9 protein-coding genes and 1 pseudogene are annotated in these 19,212 nt (G+C 61.8%); 4 read left to right on the top strand and 6 right to left on the bottom strand.

What is annotated here, in order from left to right:
* Positions 1-375, top strand: a pseudogene (locus tag Q7J58_RS10725) (malate synthase G); the annotation flags it as partial.
* 251 nt (positions 376-626) lie between these two features.
* Here the strand turns inward: Q7J58_RS10725 and Q7J58_RS10720 are convergent.
* From Q7J58_RS10720 to Q7J58_RS10700, 5 genes are all read right to left on the bottom strand, one after another.
* The gene (locus Q7J58_RS10720) at positions 627-1,247 is read right to left on the bottom strand and encodes a hypothetical protein (RefSeq protein ID WP_304827382.1); all 621 of its coding nucleotides are present in this window, start codon (positions 1,245-1,247) and stop codon (positions 627-629) included.
* Positions 1,244-2,500 (bottom strand): ATP-binding protein, encoded by a 1,257-nt coding sequence (locus Q7J58_RS10715; RefSeq protein WP_304827379.1) that lies wholly within the window; start codon positions 2,498-2,500, stop codon positions 1,244-1,246. The genes Q7J58_RS10720 and Q7J58_RS10715 overlap by 4 nt, the downstream gene beginning before the upstream one ends.
* Before the next feature lie 24 nt (positions 2,501-2,524).
* Positions 2,525-6,208, bottom strand: a complete 3,684-nt coding sequence (locus Q7J58_RS10710; protein WP_304827377.1) for a DNA methyltransferase — start codon at positions 6,206-6,208, stop codon at positions 2,525-2,527.
* Positions 6,209-6,327: 119 nt separating this feature from the next.
* On the bottom strand, positions 6,328-8,001 hold the full coding sequence (locus Q7J58_RS10705) for a crosslink repair DNA glycosylase YcaQ family protein (protein WP_304827374.1): 1,674 nt from the start codon (positions 7,999-8,001) through the stop codon (positions 6,328-6,330).
* A gap of 2 nt (positions 8,002-8,003) precedes the next feature.
* Complete coding sequence (locus Q7J58_RS10700) at positions 8,004-11,387, bottom strand: helicase-related protein (RefSeq protein WP_304827371.1); 3,384 nt, start codon at positions 11,385-11,387, stop codon at positions 8,004-8,006.
* A gap of 242 nt (positions 11,388-11,629) precedes the next feature.
* Here Q7J58_RS10700 and Q7J58_RS10695 point away from each other — a divergent pair, with 242 nt between their 5' ends.
* Genes Q7J58_RS10695 through Q7J58_RS10685 form a run of 3 tightly spaced genes read left to right on the top strand, consistent with a single transcriptional unit; the run spans position 11,630 to position 16,122 of the window.
* Positions 11,630-13,189: a diguanylate cyclase gene (locus Q7J58_RS10695; RefSeq protein WP_304827368.1), complete on the top strand. Its 1,560-nt coding sequence runs from the start codon at positions 11,630-11,632 to the stop codon at positions 13,187-13,189.
* A 42-nt stretch (positions 13,190-13,231) separates the two neighbouring features.
* Positions 13,232-15,823 carry an EAL domain-containing protein gene (locus Q7J58_RS10690; RefSeq protein WP_304827365.1) on the top strand — a complete coding sequence of 864 codons (2,592 nt, stop codon included), beginning with the start codon at positions 13,232-13,234 and terminating at the stop codon, positions 15,821-15,823.
* A complete protein-coding gene (locus tag Q7J58_RS10685; RefSeq protein ID WP_336623489.1) occupies positions 15,820-16,122 on the top strand; it encodes a hypothetical protein in 303 nt (100 codons plus the stop codon). The genes Q7J58_RS10690 and Q7J58_RS10685 overlap by 4 nt, the downstream gene beginning before the upstream one ends.
* Positions 16,123-16,141: 19 nt before the next feature.
* Here the strand turns inward: Q7J58_RS10685 and Q7J58_RS10680 are convergent, their stop codons facing one another.
* The gene (locus Q7J58_RS10680) at positions 16,142-19,108 is read right to left on the bottom strand and encodes an L-glutamate gamma-semialdehyde dehydrogenase (protein WP_304827362.1); all 2,967 of its coding nucleotides are present in this window, start codon (positions 19,106-19,108) and stop codon (positions 16,142-16,144) included.
* Between the last annotated feature and the right edge of the window lie 104 nt (positions 19,109-19,212).

Genomic DNA, 19,212 nt, shown 5'->3' with positions numbered 1-19,212 from the left:
GCCCAGGGCATTCTGGGCTACGTGGTGCGCTGGGTGGACCAGGGCGTGGGCTGTTCCAAGGTGCCCGACATCCACAACGTGGGCCTGATGGAAGACCGCGCCACGCTGCGTATCAGCAGCCAGCACATGGCCAACTGGCTGCACCACGGCGTGGTGACCGAAGCGCAGATCAAGGAGACCTTCGAGCGCATGGCCGCCGTGGTGGACGCCCAAAACGCCGGCGACCCGCTGTACCAGCCCATGGCCGGCCACTTCGACACCAGCATGGCCTACCAGGCCGCCTGCGACCTGGTGTTCAAAGGCCTGGCCCAGCCCAGCGGCTACACCGAGCCGCTGCTGCACGCCTGGCGCTTGAAGGTGAAGGCGGCGGCTTGATCCCCGCATTCACGCCCTCTCCCTCTGGGAGAGGGCTGGGGTGAGGGCTCCCCGCGAGCCCATTCCTCGCTCATGAAAAAACGGCACCTTTGGGTGCCGTTTTTTCATGGGCAGTTGACCGCTGATTTTGCTGAAAATTTAGGCAATTGGATAATGAACTTCATCGCAATCCATTGTTTTAAAAAGACTTTTTAAGTTTTTGACTTTCATTATCCAAGCCGAAAAATAATGAATCGACCCACGACCACACATCAACAAGGCGCTGTCAACGCCCGACCAAAGTGCCTGAACGACTTCAGTTTTCCCAACTGCCCAAAATTGGCTGGCACCTTCTCTGCAATCCGCACCGCCGCCAACTTGGGCTGATAGCTGCCTTGTGATGGCTGCGGGCCGAAGGGCATGTTGTGCAACTCAAAGAGCTTCTCCAGCTTCTTCTTGGCGTTCCCCTCGGTCTCGGCGTTCTTGTTGTCCTTGATGGTGACCGGATGCGCCGGGCGGGACAACACCGCAGACAAAGCCGCTCCATCGGCCAGCAGCCAAGCCTCCAGCTCCTTGTGAATCGCCACCTTGTACAGGCACGGGTGCGTGTCCACCCCGGCGTTGACCAATGACGGCTGCAGATCCAGCAGGTCTTGCGCCTCGCCGTCGGGCTTTTCCCAGCGCGGCAAGATGTCCCAGACGATTACCACCCGGTCATGGCCGGTATCGAATAGCGACTTGGCCACATCGCCCGCCTTGGCAAACAGCTCGGGCTTGGTGCCTTGCGGAAACGCCTTGACCGTGGCTTGCGGGACGATTCGCCGCGCAAAGTGCTCCAGGACTTGCGCGTCTTCACCTGCCAACCGGCCTTCGCAAACAATGCCGACTTTCATTCGCCGTCTCCCCAGCCACCTTCGGGCGCCTCGCCCTTCGTTGTAGGAGCGACTTCCGTGCGAGGAACCGATTCGCGTTGCAAAGCATTCATGGTGTACAGCCGCCCAGGCATGAACTTGTCGCGCCAGGCTTTCATTTCTTTACGGCTTGCAGGCCACGAGAACGCGGGGCCTTTGTCACCGCGTTCGCACAGCAACACATCGTCCAAGTCCAGCATGTCCAGCAGGTAGGGCGAATGCGTGGTGGCAATCACCTGGGTACGCCCGCTCTGCGCGGCGGAGCGCATCAGGTCCACCACCAGGCCCACCGTTCTCGGGTCCAGACCGTTTTCCACTTCTTCAATGAACAGCACCGGCGGTGGGTCTGGGTCCAGCAGCGTGGCAATGAGCGGCAGCACACGCAGCGAGCCTGACGACATGAGCCAGCCCGGAATCTCGTACTTGTCCTCCAGCAGCTGCACATAGCTGCGGCGCAGAATGCCTGCGTCCAGCACCTTGGGCTCCACGTCGCTGGCGTAGGGCAACACGTACTGCAGCGCATAGGTCACATCCTCGAATGCCGAGGCGGAACGTTCGCGCAGGTCGATCAGGTATTCGGCCACATTGGCGCCGTCGCTGGCCAGCTGGACGCGACGGTCACTTCGCCGCGCCGACTGGAGTTGTCCAATGGCGTCCGGGTTCAAACGCAAAAAGAGCATCTGCCGCAGATCACGGGTAATGGCATCGAAGGGCCCCAAATACGGCAGAAGTGAATCGTTGCTGGTGATGGATTTCATCGCCGTTTGCACGTCCGCCTGTAAGCTCGCCGAAGCCACCACGCCCAGGCTCTGGTTCGATTTGCTGCCTACAGCGCTGCGCACCACGCTGCTCTGGTCGTACTCGCACACCTCTTGCTGGATGTAGAGCAGGTTGCCGGCATCCCTGACATTGGCCTCCAGCCTCAGCTTCGCAGGGCCCTTTTCTGCCTGCAACTTGAGTTCCATGCGCATCGGGTTTTGCTGCTTGTCTGGGGCGACATCGCTGGTTTGCCTCGCGTGAGCTGCTTTGTGGCGAATGTGCTCAAAGCCTTGCCACACGTCCATAGCCGCTTCCAGGCCACTGTTGACCACACGCACGTAGGTTTCAACAGCCTCCATCAGACTGGACTTGCCACTGCCGTTGTTGCCGATGACGACACTCAGCGGTTTGAGCCGAACAACCCCTGAGGCACGCAGTGCCTTGAAATTGTTGACTGCTATCGATTTGATCTGCATGTCGGTCTCACTTGAAAATGTGGGCTATGCGATCAACCCGCTGGCTACTCGCCGATAAGCGTTGTGTGCATCTACTTTCACCGGCTGTGGTACCAAGGGGAAGGTGGCGAGGATGTGGGTGAACTCCGCCTCGTTAAGTTCATAGAGATGCGCTACCAACCCGTCGATCTCAGCGCGAAGGCGTGCACGTTCAGCCAAGTCAACTGCGCCGTCTTGGTGGCCCTTGAGTCCGACTGATTTAGCAAGTTCATCGAACTCGGGAGTGGTGCAAGAAAGGCGCGCAGCTCGTTCGGCAATTGACGAAAAACGCGGATTTGTCGCCATTAACCTGGGCACAGGGGTGTTATATACGAAGAAGAATGACACATGTGAGGTGACGCTCTGGCGAATAAACCAGTCAAATACGAAGCTATTTAGCACTCCTAGAAGGTACAGGCGCTGGGCTGAATCCAACCCAGCCACGCTATTGTGTCCGTCGGCTGCAACTTCATCACGATAAACCTGCTCTAGGCTAACGGTATGTGGGCAAAAACGTTTCGGAGGGAGGATCGCGGCAATTACCGTACGCTCGTTGGTACTCGCGGCGACATCACGAAATGCCATGCGGTAACTATCATAGTTGAGCCTTATCTTTTCGAGCTCAGGCTCTTTCGATAATCCCAACTTTTCGAAAGCCCGTCTTATTGAATTTACGCGCGGCAAGAGCAGCACCTTGCGTGTCGCTTGTTCGTCCAACCAATAACGAGGCACTCCAAAATTGGGCGAGAACTGATGGAATTGCTTACCTTCCCAAAGCGGCAAAAGTCCTGATTTAGGCTCCAACTGAAAAAGGGCAGAATCATCTGTCATGTGCAACTCTCGCTGCAAAGTAAGATTCCACGCATCTGGCATCTGAGCACCTAGCAGCGGTTGGCTGAGCATCTTTTTAGCGATAGTGACGTCGACTTCGCTCTTAAACTCCATAATGGAGTGACTCTCGGGTGATAGACGCTTAATTAACTCCACATCAAGCCACAATGCAGCCTCTTCTGGAAATCGCGCCAACTCCTCAACCTCATGTCGCATAAATGCTGCCGGGAATCGCAGCGTTCCTCCGCCACCGGATTCCGCAACAGACTGCGCTGCCAATAAATCATTAGGAGCTGCACTCGCATTTTTCTCGCCCATTTGCAACAAACGGGGTAAACGGCTTTTCTCAAACGTCAGAACTACAAATTTAAATCTGCTATCAACTCCCTCAAAAATTGCCTTTCTATTTTCAAAGCAGAATAACCCTTCGATTTTTGTTTTTTCAAATAGCAAATCACGAAGACCTTTGGCACCCAAATCTGTATAAATGCTACTGGGAATAACAATGCCGCAATGCCCGCCTAGGCGCAGAAGCTGAAAGGCTCGCTCAGTAAATAGTTTGTATAGATTAAGGTCTGAACCCACACGCCGTCCGTTTACCTCAGAAGTTTGATAGGCGTATTCAGGCGCAGAACGAAAGTATTGATTTATATGTGGAAATCGACTTTCATAATCTAGCCAAGCGGCCCGAACCTCTTCATCTTTAAGCAGCGCAGCTCGCTCTTTCTCAAACTCCTTGATGGTCATTTTGTTCTTGCTGACCAGCGCGGAGTGCTCGGAAAAAAACTCTTTGGCCTGGGGCTTGAACACCTCCCATGGCGGGTTGGCCAAGATGATGTCGAACCCGCCGCGCCGTTGCACGATGTCGTCAAACACGTAGCCCCAGTGGAAAGGGGTTTGGGCGTCGATGTCTTTGCGCTCGATGCGCCGCTTTTTGGGCTTGCCCAGGTCTTTCTTGGCAGCGTCCCAGGTGGCTTCTTCAAACTTCACGCCCAGCTCCTCGAACTGGTCGCGCATCAACTCGTTCATGACGCCGTTGGCGTGCTCCATCTCGGCGTCGATCTTGTCGCGCAGCTCGCGCAGGCTCATGTCGCGGCCCAGGTCCATCGCGGTGTCGCGGTAGAGCGTGAGCAGGCGGTTCTTTTCTTCCACCAGCTTGCGGTAGGGCGGTTTGAAAAGATCGTCTTCCTTGTGGTTGAACTCCACCTCGTCCACCCGCATCAGCCCCACCAGCGAATTGCCCGGCAGGATATTGAAGTCGATGTTGGGCAGGGGCTCCAGGTCTTGCACCCGCCGCACGCTGGACACCATGGACAGAAAGAGGCGGAGCTTGGCGATTTCGCAGGCCTCTTCCATGATGTCCACGCCGTGCAGGTTGTCGGTGACGATGCGGCGCTTGATGTAGTAGCCCACGCTGGGGTGGTCTTTCTGGATGCCGGCCAGCCATTTTTTCAGATCGGCGCTGGCACCCATTTCGGCCCGGCCCACCACGGCGTAGTACACGTTGATGAGGCACTTGAGCGCAGCCACCAGAAAGGCGCCCGAGCCCACGGCGGGGTCGAGGATGGTGATGCTGGGCAGCACATCGCCCACCAGCTTCAAGGCGGTGCGCGCGTCCATCTTGGCCAGCAGGTCGGGCACGCTGTCGAACTTCACCTCTTTCAACCCCAGCTCGGGAATGGCGGGCTCGTGAATGCGCTCCAGAATCAACTTGTGGATGCTGCGCTCAGCCAGGTAGCCGGTGATTTCGGGCCGGGTGTAGTAGGCGCCAAAGGCCTTCTGGTTGATGTATTTCTCAAAGATGTAGCCCAACACGTCGGGGTTGATCTCGTCGGCATTGCCGCCGGGCGTGTCGTCCAGGTGCCAGGAGAAGCTGGCAAAGAGGTTGAAGACGCCTTCAAACGCGGCATCGGCCACGCGCAGGGTGGTGCCCACGCGCGGGGTGTGGTTGGCGTCCAGCTCCAGCTTGTGGTGCAGGAACAGGCCACCGTTGAGGTAGGGCACCTGGCCGGTGAGTGCCTTGGCTGTGGGGCTGCGGTCGGCCTCGGGTTTGGCGAAGGCTTCAAAAAACAGGGCATTGAGAAACTCGCCAAAAAAGCGGTTTTGGCCGCGCTGCTGGCTCTCGGCCAGCTTGGTGCGCAGGTAGTCGGCGTTGCCGCCGTCCAGGAAGAATTTCTTCTGCATGAACCAGACGAACATGAGCCGGTTGAGCAGCACGCTGGCGTACCAGCGTTTGTCGCGTTCGTTGTCGATGCCCTGGATGTGGCTGAGCAGCTCCAGGTGCTGCTGTTGGTAGGCGTTGAAGAACTTCTTGGTGGTTTTGTCCACGTCCAGCGCAGCCTGAATGCGCCGCGCAGCTTCCAGCACGGGCAGGCGGCCAGCGGTGTCCAACTCAGACAACTCAACCACCATGGCCTGCAGCTTGGAGGCGAACAGATCGACCGGCTGGCCTTTGAAGTAGTCGTGCCGGCGCGAGGTGAGGCGGGGTTTGCCCGTTTCGGGGTGTTTGTCGCGCTTGACCCAGTACCACTGGCTTTGGCTGGCGCCGGTTGGCTGGTTGGTGAAGATGAGCAGGTTTTCAGCGTGGCTGTGGGCCACGTGTTTCCACACGCGCATGCGGGTGGCTTCGTCGGGCCAGCCGTCGGCGGCGGAGTGCACCACCACCTGAATAGCGACCACACCGCCCAGCTCGGCCACGGTGCGGTGGCTGTACGCAAGTTGGCCCGCTGCAAGGGCTTGGGCGGTCTGCCAGTCGCGTTCGGTGGCGGCGCGGTTCCAGCCCAGCACGTCGGTGAACAGGCGGGGAAAGTCGAATGCCTTCAGGTGCGTTTCAAAGGCGGTGAAGTCAAGTTTGGCCATCATCGACCTCTCGGCCGACTGCGGCGGTTTTCGTCATAAGTTATCAACATTTTTTACATCTGCCTTTTGAATCAAGCACTTATGGGCGTGCATTGCGTCTTAAACCGTCTTAAACCGTCTTAAACCGGTGGCTCGGTCCGCAAGGTGTAGAAAGCCGTCTTGCGCACGCCGTGCAGCACGATGTCGCCGTTTTTGACCATGCGCTCCAGCACGGCGCCCGCCTCGCGGGGTGACAGCTGACACAAGTCTGCGGCCTCGTGACGGCGGATCTGGCCGTTTTCACGCAGGTAGTTCTTGATCATCTGCACACGCTGAATGGGCTCAAATGCCGCTTGTCGCACATATTCAACCTGTTGCCCAAGGTTGCGATACACCGCCGGGCTGAGCGTGAAATAGCGACTTCTACCGCTGCCGTGCGCACGAGCCAACCCACTTTCGGCCAAGGCCTCCATCAATTTGGCGGCTTGACCTACGCCGGTTTGCAACTGACTGGCCATGTCTGAAGCACTCAAACGGCGGGCTTCTCGCAAAGCGGTCAACACCAGCAACGTTTCTACCGGGAGTGCGCTTTTTTGCCGTGCTTCTTCTTGCAGCACCATGCGCACAAACGCCAGGTCAGCGGCCTCGGTGCTGATGCTGAGTTTGACCAGGTCGGGCATGGACTGGGCGTAGTCGGGCGCGGGGCGACCAAAGCGCAGCATGTTGGTGTAAATCATGTCCACACCCCGGCCTGTGCGGTCCACCAGCCCCAGGCGTTTGAAGGCATCGGCCAACGCGGGGTTGCGTGGCCGGGGCTCCGTGGTGAGCAGGTTGGCCAGGCTCACGCCCTCCACAAAGCCACCCGGATTGCTGATGATGAGGTCGTCTTTTTGCCAGCACACGCGCACAGGGCCACGGCGGGCGTAGTCGCGGTGCACCAGGGCATTGTTGATGGCCTCACGCAGGGCATCCACATCCACACGGGCAATGCCAATGCGAAACAGGCCTTCGTTGAACTCTTGCTCGGTGTTGACTCCGCGAGACAGCAAGTCCAGCCATTCCACTATTTCTATCAATGCGGCGCGGGAGCCTTCGTTGACCTTGACGCGGGTACCGTCCAGAACCTGAAACAGCACCTCATGGGTGGGCACCATGCGGCGCAAGCTGTCGGTGCGCCCAATCAGCAACAAGCCCAACAAAGTGGGGTGCCGCGTGCCAGCACGGGTGACGGTGAGGCACAAGGCGCCTTCCAGTTGTTCATCGGTCAGGCCTACCAGCGACTTGTCGCTGCGGGGGTTGTTGGCAATGACTGCGCGCAAGCGTTCGCGTTGCAGCGGGTCAAAGTCGGCCACCGTGGCATCGGCCATCACTTCGGAGGACATGTCGAACATCTGAAAGTCGGCCCGGCGGCTGGCGTATTCGTGTGGCAAAAAAGGCACGCACTCGGGTTGCCCATGGGCGTTCATGCGTCGGCGCTTCACCAGTCCGTCTGAACGGGCAACGATGTCGGGACTGCGCTGCACTGTGATGGCTGCCACCCGGTGTTGCTGATGCTGCTGGCTTTCTACGTGCGCTTGCAAGCTGGGGAATGTTCGGTTGGCGACCAGTGCGGCCACCGATCGGAAGTCGGCAGGGCGGGAACGGTGCAAGCCCGTGACGGTGCCGTCGTTTTCTACTCCCAGGTAAAGGGTGCCGCCTTGGGCGTTGGCCAGTCCAATGAGAGCTTCAATCAAATCGTCGTCGTTCAGGCAGTCGCGGTCGCTCTTGAATTCGACTTCGAGGGTTTCGGTCTTTGGGAGGCTGGGAGACTTCATGTTCACACCTCTATCAATCCCATGGAGCACACCACACGGGGCTCCCGCAGCGCGGCGTCGTCTTCGGCGTACGTCAGCCGTCCCTCTTCTCGCAGTGATTTCAGGGCGTCGGCCAGCTCGGTGTCGTTCACGCCGCTGCGCATGAGGCGGTTGAGCAGGTCGCCCGCCGTTTCAAGCAGCGGGCGCTGGTACATGTCGTCCAGGGCGCGTTCCAGCTCTTCGTCGCGAAACAGCGTTTGCATTTGCTCGATGGCGTAGGCCTTGAGGCGCTCGTAGGTGCGGCGGCGCGGGCTGCTGGGGCGGCCCAGGCCGCCGCCCACGGCTTTGTCTTGGCTCACCGCAAGCTGCAAGCCAGTAGCCACCAGTTCGTGGTGTTGGGTCAGACGCTGCACGGCGGGGGTATCGGGCTCGCATTCGGCTGCGCGAAGCACTGTGAATTGCGACTCGGTCACGGTTTTTCCGTTGATGCCCACCCATGCCAAGTGGTCGTTGCCCTCGGGGGACTTGACGTACACCAAGGCGCCGCCTTTTCGGGCCTCAGCACCCAGCAGGGGCAACCGCTCGGCATCCAGCGCAAAGGCTTTGGCCGAATACACCACAGGCGGGAGCGACTCCACCGCACGGGCCAGGTCAGGGTTGTCTTGGGTGGCTTGCTTCCAGATTTGCCAAGCGTAGGAGGCCAGGTCCACCTCGTCGTCGCTGTCGTCCAAGATGCCTTGTTTTTCGGTGTACAGGTCGCGGATGGTGGCGGCCTCGTCGTCTTCAAAAAAGGCTTCGTCGGTGCCCACCACTTCGGCGTTTTCTTGCAGGCGCTGGCGGATGCGCGAGCGCAGCTGAATGAGTTGCTCCACGCCATCGGCTGGCAAAAACGAGTAACAGTGAATGGTTTCGGCGCGCTGCCCAATGCGGTCCACACGGCCAGCGCGCTGTATCAGGCGAATGATGGCCCAGGGCAAGTCGAAGTTGACCACCACGTTGCTGTCTTGCAGGTTTTGGCCTTCAGACAACACGTCGGTACAGATCAACACGCGCACTTCGTCGGCTTTGCTCACGGTCTTGTTGTTGGACTTGGGGCTGAAGCGGCAGGCCAGGCTGTAGGGGTCTGCGCTGGCGCCAGAGGCCATTTCTACATGCGTGACGCCCACCTTGCGTGCTTCGCGAGCAAGGTAGCGGGCGGTGTCGGCGAACTGGGTGAAAACGAGCACTTTGTCTTTGCCGTGCGTCTGCGTGATCAGCTTGTGCAGCGCCTGCCACTTGTGGTCTTTCTCTGCCTCCCAAGCACCCTGGCTGTTCAGCAGCTCGGTGAGCGTCTGCGTATCTTGCGCCAGGTCTTCGGCCAGCTTGGCTTTGAAGAGCGTGGAGCGGACCCACTTGAAACGCTTGCGGTACTCTTTGTTGTACTGGTCATATACCGCTTTGGCACGGGCCATGCCATCGGGCAAGCCGTCTTCTTCCGAGACTGCATCGAACATGCCGTCCAGCAAGTCTTCGGTTTCACCTTCCAGGCCTTCGGCGTCTTCGTCCACGCGCTCAATGTCGAGCAGGCCCGCGTCGAGAACGCCGATCGGCAAGTCCAGCCCGCTTTCGATGGCATACAGGTAAATCTGGTTGCGCAAGACGTGCCGGTCAATCGACTGCAGAAAGGAAAAGCCGCTGGATTCCAACCGCTTGAACAGGTTGGTGCGGCAAAAACCCATGAGCCGTTTGCCGGCCTTGCCCAGGTTGTCGATCAGCTTGCGTTCGGCGGGCGTGGCGAGCTTCTCTTCTTGCGGGTTGACGTACAAGCCCAGACCATAGCGGGGCACATGCAGGCCATTGATGTGGTCTACCACACCCGGTGAATACAGGCGGGCGTAACGGTCAGCAGGGTCGTTTTCGTCCACCGCAAAGGTGACGGACAACGGCTTGCGCAGAGGAAAGTAGCGCTTCTCGCCATCGCTGCCCGCAATGAAGCGGCGGCCGTTTGTGTCGGCCTCGGTGTAGTGTTGGAGGATGAAGCTGCGGGTGCGGCGCACCATGTACAGGCGGATCAGCTCGCGCCAGTCGTCAAACTCTTCACTCTTTTCAATGGCCAGGATGGAATGGACACGGCACTGGTGCTTGCGCTCGAACTCGGCCTCGCTGAGACCCAACTTGCGCATGTGCCGCTCGGGGCGGATGCCTATGTTGGCTTTTTCGTCGATGAACAGGCGCAGCTGTGCGGACAGGTCGTGTTTGGTTTTGTTGTAGGGCGTGGCGGTGAGCAGAATCACCTTGGCATCGCAGCTCTTGATGTAGTCGGCGATGGCCTTGTACCGTCGGCCCTCGCGGTTGCGCAGGTTGTGGCTTTCGTCAATCAACACCAAGCGGTAGCGTTTAAGGGCGGGCAGCTTTTTGGTGACCTGAGACACGGGCAACACCATGCCGCGCAAGCCATATTCGGTTCGGTACTGCTCCCACATGGGCTCCAGATTTTTGGGGCAGATGATGAGGGTTTCGTAACCCAGATCGTCCTCAAACATGCGGGCCAACGCGGTGGCCATCATGGTTTTGCCCAGACCCACCACGTCGCCAATCATCACGCCGCCCCTGCGGTGCAAATGCCGCGCGGCAATCTTGACGGCACTTTTCTGGAACTCGAACAGTTGGGTCTCAAACCGGGCGGGCAAACGGAATTGGCTCAATCCGGCGCGCGCCTCGGTGCTGAGGTGGTAAGCCATGTTCAGGTAAATGTGATAAGGCGCAATAGCCTCTTCCCTGGCCCAGCTGTTTTCAATGATGGTGGCGAGGTCGGCGGACACATCCAGCGCCCAGCGGTCGGCCCAGCGCTGGTCAAACCAGGCCGACAGTTTTTGGGTGCCCAAGTGGTCGAGCACATCCACATTCAACTCGCCGTGGCGCGACAGGCCAGCGAGTGTGAGGTTGCTGCTGCCCACGAACCCGGTGATGGGGTTGTTGACATCGTCGCGAAACAGCAAATACAACTTGGCGTGCAGCGGGTAGGGCAAAAACAGCTTGACCACGACCTGCCCCGCGCGCAGTTGTTTGGCCAGTCTGCGCAAACCCGCTTCGTCTTGCCCGGTGGGAATGCCCAAGGTGATTTGCTCACGCAAATGGGCTGCGAACTGGGTTTTGAGGCGGCTGGCGGTGGCGTTGTCCATGAGCCCAGGCTCTTGTGTCTGGCGGTACAACTCCCGTATGTCTTCTTGTGGTGGGCGCTGCATACCCACCAGCACACGACAAATCTGACCCTCAGCAGGAGCCCAATCGGCCATCTGTTCGTCAATCGCCTGCCAGCCACGCAAGTTGAGATAGCCAATGCAAAAGTCAGCCCGCTTGGAAACCTGCAAAGTGGCTCGAAGCGCGGTCAGCAGGTCTTGTTCGATGTTGTCAAAAATGCGGGACATTCTTTGTGAGGTTTCACGTCATGCGATCAGATGCATTGTGCCTTTGGCACCAGCCTATTTCGCCAGCCCAGCGGCGGCAGATGAAGGCGGTGTGGCCTCACACCCCAGCAACCAATGCCACGCATACCGAGCGTTGGACAGACTTCACGTTCATCCGTCTGTGCAGAGGCGGACAAAACCGCAAGAATGGGTTCAACTTGTTGGATCATTGAACCGTGCATGTCCCCACCCTTTTTGCCACGATGATGTTGACCTCCGCCGTCATGGCGGTGTCCATTGCCATCGTGGCGCGCAAAAAACACCCCGATCTCCAAGCCTGGGCGTGGGCTTTGAGCCTTCAGGTGGTGGGCTATGCGTTTCTGGTCATGCATGCCGCATTCCCCGAAACCATGCCCGAAGACTTGTCTGTCGTGCTCGGCAATAGCGCCCTGTGCGCCGCCCTGACGCTCTACGGCCACGGTCTGTACCGATTTGCCGACCAGCCTCCGAACCGGCTGGCGCTGTACTTGCCGATGGCGCTGATGCTGGTGGTCAACGTGGTTTGGCGCAACGATCTGCACGGACTTTTCTGGGTCCATTCTTGGCTGTTTACAGGGCAAGTCGGCTTTTTGCTGGCGCTGCTGCGGCACTGCCACACCCCCGCCACCGAGCGCGGTGTGCTGATTTTGGGCCTGGGTGGGGCGCTGTTCATGCTGCTCATGCTGGGCCGTTTGGCTGCGGTGTTCACGGGGTGGACGAGCATTGCGGCGCTCAACGAGTCGAATGCCATGCAGGCGATCACCCTGTTGGTCTCTCTCACCAGCACCATGATGCTGTCGGTGGGCATTTTGACCATGACGCAACAGCGGGCCGAAGCCCAGCTGGCCACCAGCGAACGGCATTACCGCCAACTGGTGGACGCCGCGACCGACGGCATTTGCATTGTGCAAGGCAGCACCATCCGCTACGCCAACCCGCGCATGCACCAATTGCTGGGCTACCGCCCCGACACCATGGCGGGCACGCCCATTCAAAGCGTGGTCAACACCGAAGACTGGCCCCTGGTGCAGCACAACCACCAGCAACGGCTGGCCGGACAGGGCGACGACCTGAAATACCCGGCCCGCATGAACACCTTGCACGCTGGGGTGCGCTGGTTTGAGATCAGCGGTGTGCGCATCGAATGGCAGGGGCACGTGGCCACGCTGAACTTTTTGACCGACATCACCGAGCGGCGCAACCAGGAAGACACCATCAAGGGCCTGGCCTACCACGACACCCTGACCCAACTGCCCAACCGCCGCCTGCTGCTGGAGCGGCTGGGCCAGGCGCAGAGCAGCAGCTTGCGCAACAGCACCTGGGCAGGGCTGGTGTTTCTCGATCTGGACCGCTTCAAAATTTTGAACGATACCCACGGCCACCGCGCGGGCGACCTGTTGCTGGTGGAGGTGGCCCGCCGCTTGGTGGCTGGCGTGCGCGGCATCGACACCGTGGCGCGCCTGGGTGGCGACGAGTTTGTGGTGCTGCTGTGCGACTTGGGCAACACCCGCGAGCAGGCCCGTGAGGCAGCACGCCATGTGACCCAGAAAATGCTGAACGCATTGGCCCAGCCCTACCACCTGATCCAGGACGAAGACCCCCGCACGGTGGTGGAACACCGGTGCACCGCCAGCGCCGGGCTGGTGCTGTTCACCGGCCACACCACAGCGGCTGAAGCCCTGCTGGAGCAGGCCGATGCCGCCATGTACACCGCCAAAAAAGCCGGCCGCAACCAGGTTTGCGTGCACACGCCAGACGCGCCAAACGCGCCAGTTGCCCACTAAACTGCAGCTTGCACTGTCACACCCCAAACAAGGACACACCGCATGCTCAGAGGACGTACCCGCATACCGTGGTGGGTTTTGGTGTGCTGGCTGGCACTGGCCCCCGCCATGGCCTGGGCGCAGTCGGTGGGCTCGCCCGTGGTGCGCGTGGGGGTGTACGACAACCCGCCCAAAATTTTCATGGGCAGCGATCAGCAGCCCACGGGTATTTTTGGCGACCTGCTGCGCGAAGTGGCCCGGCAAGAGGGCTGGACACTGCAAGCCGTGCGCTGCGAATGGCAAGATTGTCTGGACCAGCTCCAGGCCGGCCGCATCGACCTCATGCCCGATGTGGCCCGCACGCCCGAGCGCGAAACCCTGTTCCGGTTTTTGCCCACGCCCGCCCTCCACAGCTGGTCGCAGGTGTACCGCCACCCCAGCCAGCAAGTGGAGTCCATCCTGGACCTGCAAGGCAAGCGCGTGGCCTACCTGCAAGGGTCCGTGCAGCAAGCCTTTTTTGCCAACCTGCTGGAAAACTTCAACATCCAGGCGGCCTGGGTGGCTGCCGACAGCCTGGACCAGTCCTTTGCGCTGGTGGAGCACCAGCAAGCCGATGTGGCGCTGGCCAATGTGCATTACGGCGACTGGAAAGCCACCAGCCACAGCCTGCTGGGCACACCCATCATGTTTCAGCCCGTGGCCTTGCACGTGGTCAGTGGCCTGCAAAGCAACCCCGCCTGGCTGCAAGCGGTCGATCGGCGCCTCGCGCAGTGGAAAGCCGACCCGACCTCGTCCCACCACGGCACCTTGCGCCGCTGGGGCAGCCCCGAAACACCGCACGGCGTACCGCCCCACATGGTCTGGGTCATGCTGGCCGGCGTGGGCGTGCTGGCGCTGCTGGCACTCACCGTGGCCTGGCTGCGCCGCGAAGTGGCCCGCAAAACCCGCGACATCCGCGCCAGCGAGGCCCGGCTCAACACCATTCTCGACAGCGTGGACGCCGCCATCTACATCAAAGGGACGGACTTTCGCTACCGCTACGTCAACCGCAAGGTGGCCCAGATCTTCGGCACCCCCGCAGACCAGGTGGTGGGCAAGCGCGACGAAGACTTTTTTGACCGCCGCACCGCCGATCACATTCACCAGAATGACAGCCGGGTATTCAATGAAAAAATCCGGCTGACCGCCGAAGAGGTCAACCGCAACCTGGGCAACGACACCGAGCAGGTGTACCTGTCGGTCAAGCTGCCGCTGCTGGACGCCAGCGGCCAGGTGTATGCGCTGTGCGGCATCTCCACCGATGTGACCGAACAGCGCCAGGCCACCGAAGAAATCCACCGCCTGGCCTACTTCGATCCGCTCACGCAACTGCCCAACCGCCGCGCGCTGCTCGACCGCATGGCGCGGGAAATGGCCCTGGCGCAACGCACCGGGCGCAATGGCGCACTGGTGTTCATTGACCTGGACCACTTCAAGGAAGTGAACGACTTGCTGGGCCATGCGGCGGGCGATGAACTGCTGCGCAGCATCGCCATCCGGCTGAGCAGCAGCCTGCGCAACACCGACACGCTGGCACGCATCGGCGGCGATGAATTTGTGCTGCTGCTGGCCGACCTGGACAGCGACCGCGACCTGGCCGCCGACCAGGCCCTGAGCACCGCGCGCAAGCTCAAAGTCTGCTTTGGGCAACCGGTACCGCTGGCCGAGCGCCCGTACACCGTGACGGCCAGCATGGGCATTGCGATGTTCACCGACGCGGCAGAAACCCCCGAAAATCTGCTGCGCTGGGCCGACATGGCCATGTACGCCGCGAAAGACGGCGGCCGCAACGAGATCCGGTTTTTCAATGCCGAGATGCAGACCCGCGCCGAAGCCCACGCCGATCTGCTGCAAGACGTGCGCCGCGCCATCCAGCACCACGAATTCATCCTGCACTACCAGCCCCAGCTCGATACCGATGGCCGGCTCTGCGGCATCGAAGCCCTGGTGCGCTGGCAACACCCCGACAAAGGGCTGGTGCAACCCGGCACCTTTATCCCGGTCATTGAAAACACCGACCTGATGGTGCCGCTGGGCCAGGACATCCTGCGCCTGGCCTGTGCCCAGTTGGCCCAGTGGCAACACCTGCCAACGCCGCAAACCCTGCAACCACCGTCCCACTGGCGGCTGGCCATCAACATCAGCGCCAAGCAGTTTCACCACGTCCACTTTGTCGAGCATGTGAAGCACGTCATCGACCAAACCCGGGCCGACCCGCACCGGATCGAACTGGAGCTGACCGAAAGCCTGCTGCTGAACAACGTGGACCACGTCATTGAAAAAATGGGCCAACTCCAGGCGCTGGGCATCGCCTTCTCGCTGGACGACTTTGGCACCGGCTACTCGTCCCTGAGCTACCTCAAGCGCCTGCCGCTGTACAAGATCAAGATCGACCAGTCGTTTGTGCGCGACCTCGACAGCAACACCAACAGCCAGGCCATCGTGCGCACCATCGTCGCCCTGAGCGACAGCCTGGAACTGAAGGTGATCGCCGAAGGCGTGGAAAACTCCGCCCAAAAAGCCCAGCTGCTGCAACTGGGCTGCCACCAGTACCAAGGCTATTTGTTCAGCCGCCCGGTGGCGGCGGCCGAACTGCAGGCGGGGTGGCTGGTGTGACCCTGCCCCTGCAATACCTGATCTTCGACGCCAGCGACGACGGCGAAGGCACCGGCACCTGGGACGCCGTGGCCAGCGTGCGCGCCGCCGACCTGCCCGCGGTGTGGGCCGAGGTGCACGCCGTGCTGGCCTGTGCACAACAGCACAGCCCCGGCCCGCGCGGCCCGCTGGACGACGGCGGCACCTGGGACGCCGACGAGCACCAGCAAACCGACGGCGACTGGACCACGGTCACGCTCACCCTCACCGGGCCTTGGGCCTGGGGCGAGGCGCTGGTGGCGCGGTGGTCGGGGGATTGACACCGTGGTCGGGGGTGTCTCAATGCCCCGCAAACAGCGCCACGTTGCCGCCCGCTGCGGTGGTGTTGATGGTCAGGGTCTGTTCGGCGCAGAAGCGCAGCAGGTAGTGCGGGCCGCCGGCCTTGGGGCCGGTGCCGCTGAGGCCTTCGCCGCCGAAGGGTTGCACGCCGACCACCGCGCCGATCATGTTGCGGTTCACGTACACATTGCCCACCCGCGCGGCGGCCGCCAGCGCCTGGGCACGGCTGTCGATGCGGGTCTGAATGCCCAGCGTGAGGCCGTAGCCCAGGGCGTTGATTTGCTGGATCACGGCCATCGGGTCGCCGCTCCAGCGCACCACCTGCAGCACCGGGCCGAAGATTTCGGCTTTCACGTCGGCGATGGCCTGCACCTCGAACATCTGCGGCGGGATCAGGTTGGGCCGCGCAGCGGGCTCTGTGGCGGCGGGCAGCAGCGACTGGGCTTGGGCGTGCAGGCGGTTGAGATGGCGCTGGATGTTGTTGAACGCCTCGGCGTCGATCACCGGACCGAGGTCGGTGGCGAGGTCGGCGGGGTTGCCGCACACCAGCTCTTTGGCCGCGCCCTGGATCATCTGAATCACGTGGTCGGCTATTGCCCCGTGCAGGCACAGCAGGCGCAGCGCCGAGCAGCGCTGGCCGGCGCTGCGAAAGGCGCTTTGCACCACCGCGTCGGCCACCTGCTCGGGCAGGGCCGTGCTGTCGACCAGCATGGCGTTGATGCCGCCGGTCTCGGCGATCAGCGGCACGATGGCGCCGTCTTGGGCGGCCAGCGCCCGCTGGATGGTTTTGGCCACGGGCGTGGAGCCGGTGAACACCACGCCCGCGATGCCCGGCTGCGCCACCAACGCCGCGCCCACGGTCTCGCCGGGGCCATGCAGCAGTTGCAGCGCATGGGCGGGCACGCCCGCAGCGTGTAAAAGTTTCACCGCTTCGAGCGCCACGGCCGGCGTTTGCTCGGCCGGTTTGGCCAGCACCGTGTTGCCGGTGGCCAGCGCAGCCGCGACCTGGCCCATGAAGATGGCGAGCGGGAAGTTCCAGGGGCTGATGCAGACCCAGGCGCCCCGGCCTTCCAGGCGCAAGGTGTTGCTTTCGCCCGTGGGGCCTGGAAGTGTCTGCGGTGCCATCACGCGTTCGGCGTCGTTGGCGTAGAACCGCAAAAAGTCCACCGCCTCGCGCACCTCGGAGATGGCGTCGCCCCAGGTCTTGTGCGCTTCCTTCACCAACAGGGCACAGAAACGCGGCAACTGCTGTTGCAGCGTGTCAGCAGCGCGGCGCAAGGTGGCTGCACGCTCGGCCACCGGTGTGTGGTTCCAGCCGGGAAAGGCAGCCATGGCACGGGCACAGGCGGCCGAGGCATCGGCGGCGTTGGCTTCGGGCACCGGCAGCACGGCGGTGCTGGCCAGTGCGGCCAGCAAGGGTTCGCGGTGGGCCAACACCGCCAAGTCCAACCCCTGGCTGTTGGGGCGCTGCGGGCCGTACAGATCAACCGGCAGAGGCAGCGCGGGCTGGGGCTCCAACCGCAGCGGCGAGATGAGCAGTTCGTCCATGCCCACCGACTCGTCGGCCAGCTGGTGCACAAAGGACGAGTTGGCGCCGTTCTCCAGCAGGCGGCGCACCAGGTAGGCCAGCAGGTCGCGGTGCGCGCCCACCGGCGCGTAGACGCGGCAGGCCACCAGCGGATTTTTCAACACCTCGCGGTAAATGCCCTCGCCCATGCCGTGCAGGCGCTGCAGTTCAAACGGCACGCCTTGGCGGGCCGCCATCTGCAGGATCGCCGCGATGGTGCCCGCGTTGTGCGTGGCGAACTGCGGAAAAATCGCGTCGGGCGCGTCCAGCATGGCCCGCGCGCAGGCCAGGTAGCTCACGTCGGTGTGGTGCTTGTGGGTGAACACCGGGTAAGTGGGCAGGCCCAGCTCTTGGGCGCGCTTGATCTCGGCGTCCCAGTACGCGCCCTTGACCAGGCGGCACATGAACTGGATGTTGTAACGGCGGGCGAGCGCGGCCACGTGCTCGATCAGTTCCACCGCGCGGGTCTGGTAGGCCTGCATGGCCAGGCCCAGGCCGCGCCACTGCGGGCAGTGCTCGGCCACCCGCTGCGCCAGCGCCTCGAACACATCCAGCGAGAGTTCGAGCCGGTCCACCTCTTCGGCGTCGATGGTGAGGTTCAGGTTGGCTGCGGCCGCCGCGCGGCACAGCGCCCACACGCGCGGCACCAGCTCGTCCATCACGCGGGCGTGCTGCACGTCCTCAAAGCGCGGGTGCAACGCGCTGAGCTTGATGGAGATGCCGTCGTTGTGTGTGGGAGAACGGGCCGGATCGGCGGTGCGCGCAATCGCGGCAATGGCGTTTTCATAGCTCGCCAGGTAGCGCAGCGCATCCGCTTCGGTGCGTGCGCCCTCGCCCAGCATGTCGAAGCTGAAGCGCAGTTGGTCCAGCTTCTTGCGCGCTGCGGCCGCTTCTTGCATGCCCTCTTCAATCGTTTGCCCCAGCACAAACTGGCGCCCCAGCAACTGCACCGCGCGCAGCGTGGCGGCCACCACGGTTCTGGCGCCGAGCTTGGCCATCAAACCCGGCTCCTGGCCGGCGCCGGGCAAAAAGTGTTTGGACATGGCGATGGCCGTGGACGACAGGCGCGCCAGGGTGGAGTCGGCCGCACCGTCAAAGTCGGCCCGTCCCAGCTGGTCGGCGGTGAGCGCAATGGCGGTTTCTGCATCGGGTACGCGCAGCAGCGCCTCGGCCAGGCGCATCAGGGCCAGACCTTCGGCGCTGGAAATGGGGTATTCCTTGAGCAGGCTTTCCATGGCCCAAAACGGCGGCGGGTTGTTGCGCACGGCGCGCACCCAGGGCGCGGCCAGGGTGGCGGCAGCGGCCCAGTCCAGCGCGCCTTGCAGCGCGGCCAGGCGCTGGGCCACGCTGGCGGTTTCAGGGCGGTACGGCGGGGGCAGGCGGTCGGTCAGGCGGGGCATGGCGGTCTCCGAAAATCGGGGGTAGGTGGTGAATAACGAGATGGTGACCGCCTTGACAACGAATTTTTATCGGTATTTTTTGATTTAACCGGATAATCCACAAC

It is taken from the genome of Hydrogenophaga sp. (assembly GCF_030656115.1).
Lineage (GTDB): Bacteria > Pseudomonadota > Gammaproteobacteria > Burkholderiales > Burkholderiaceae_C > Hydrogenophaga.
This window is presented reverse-complemented; position numbering and strand designations above follow the sequence as displayed.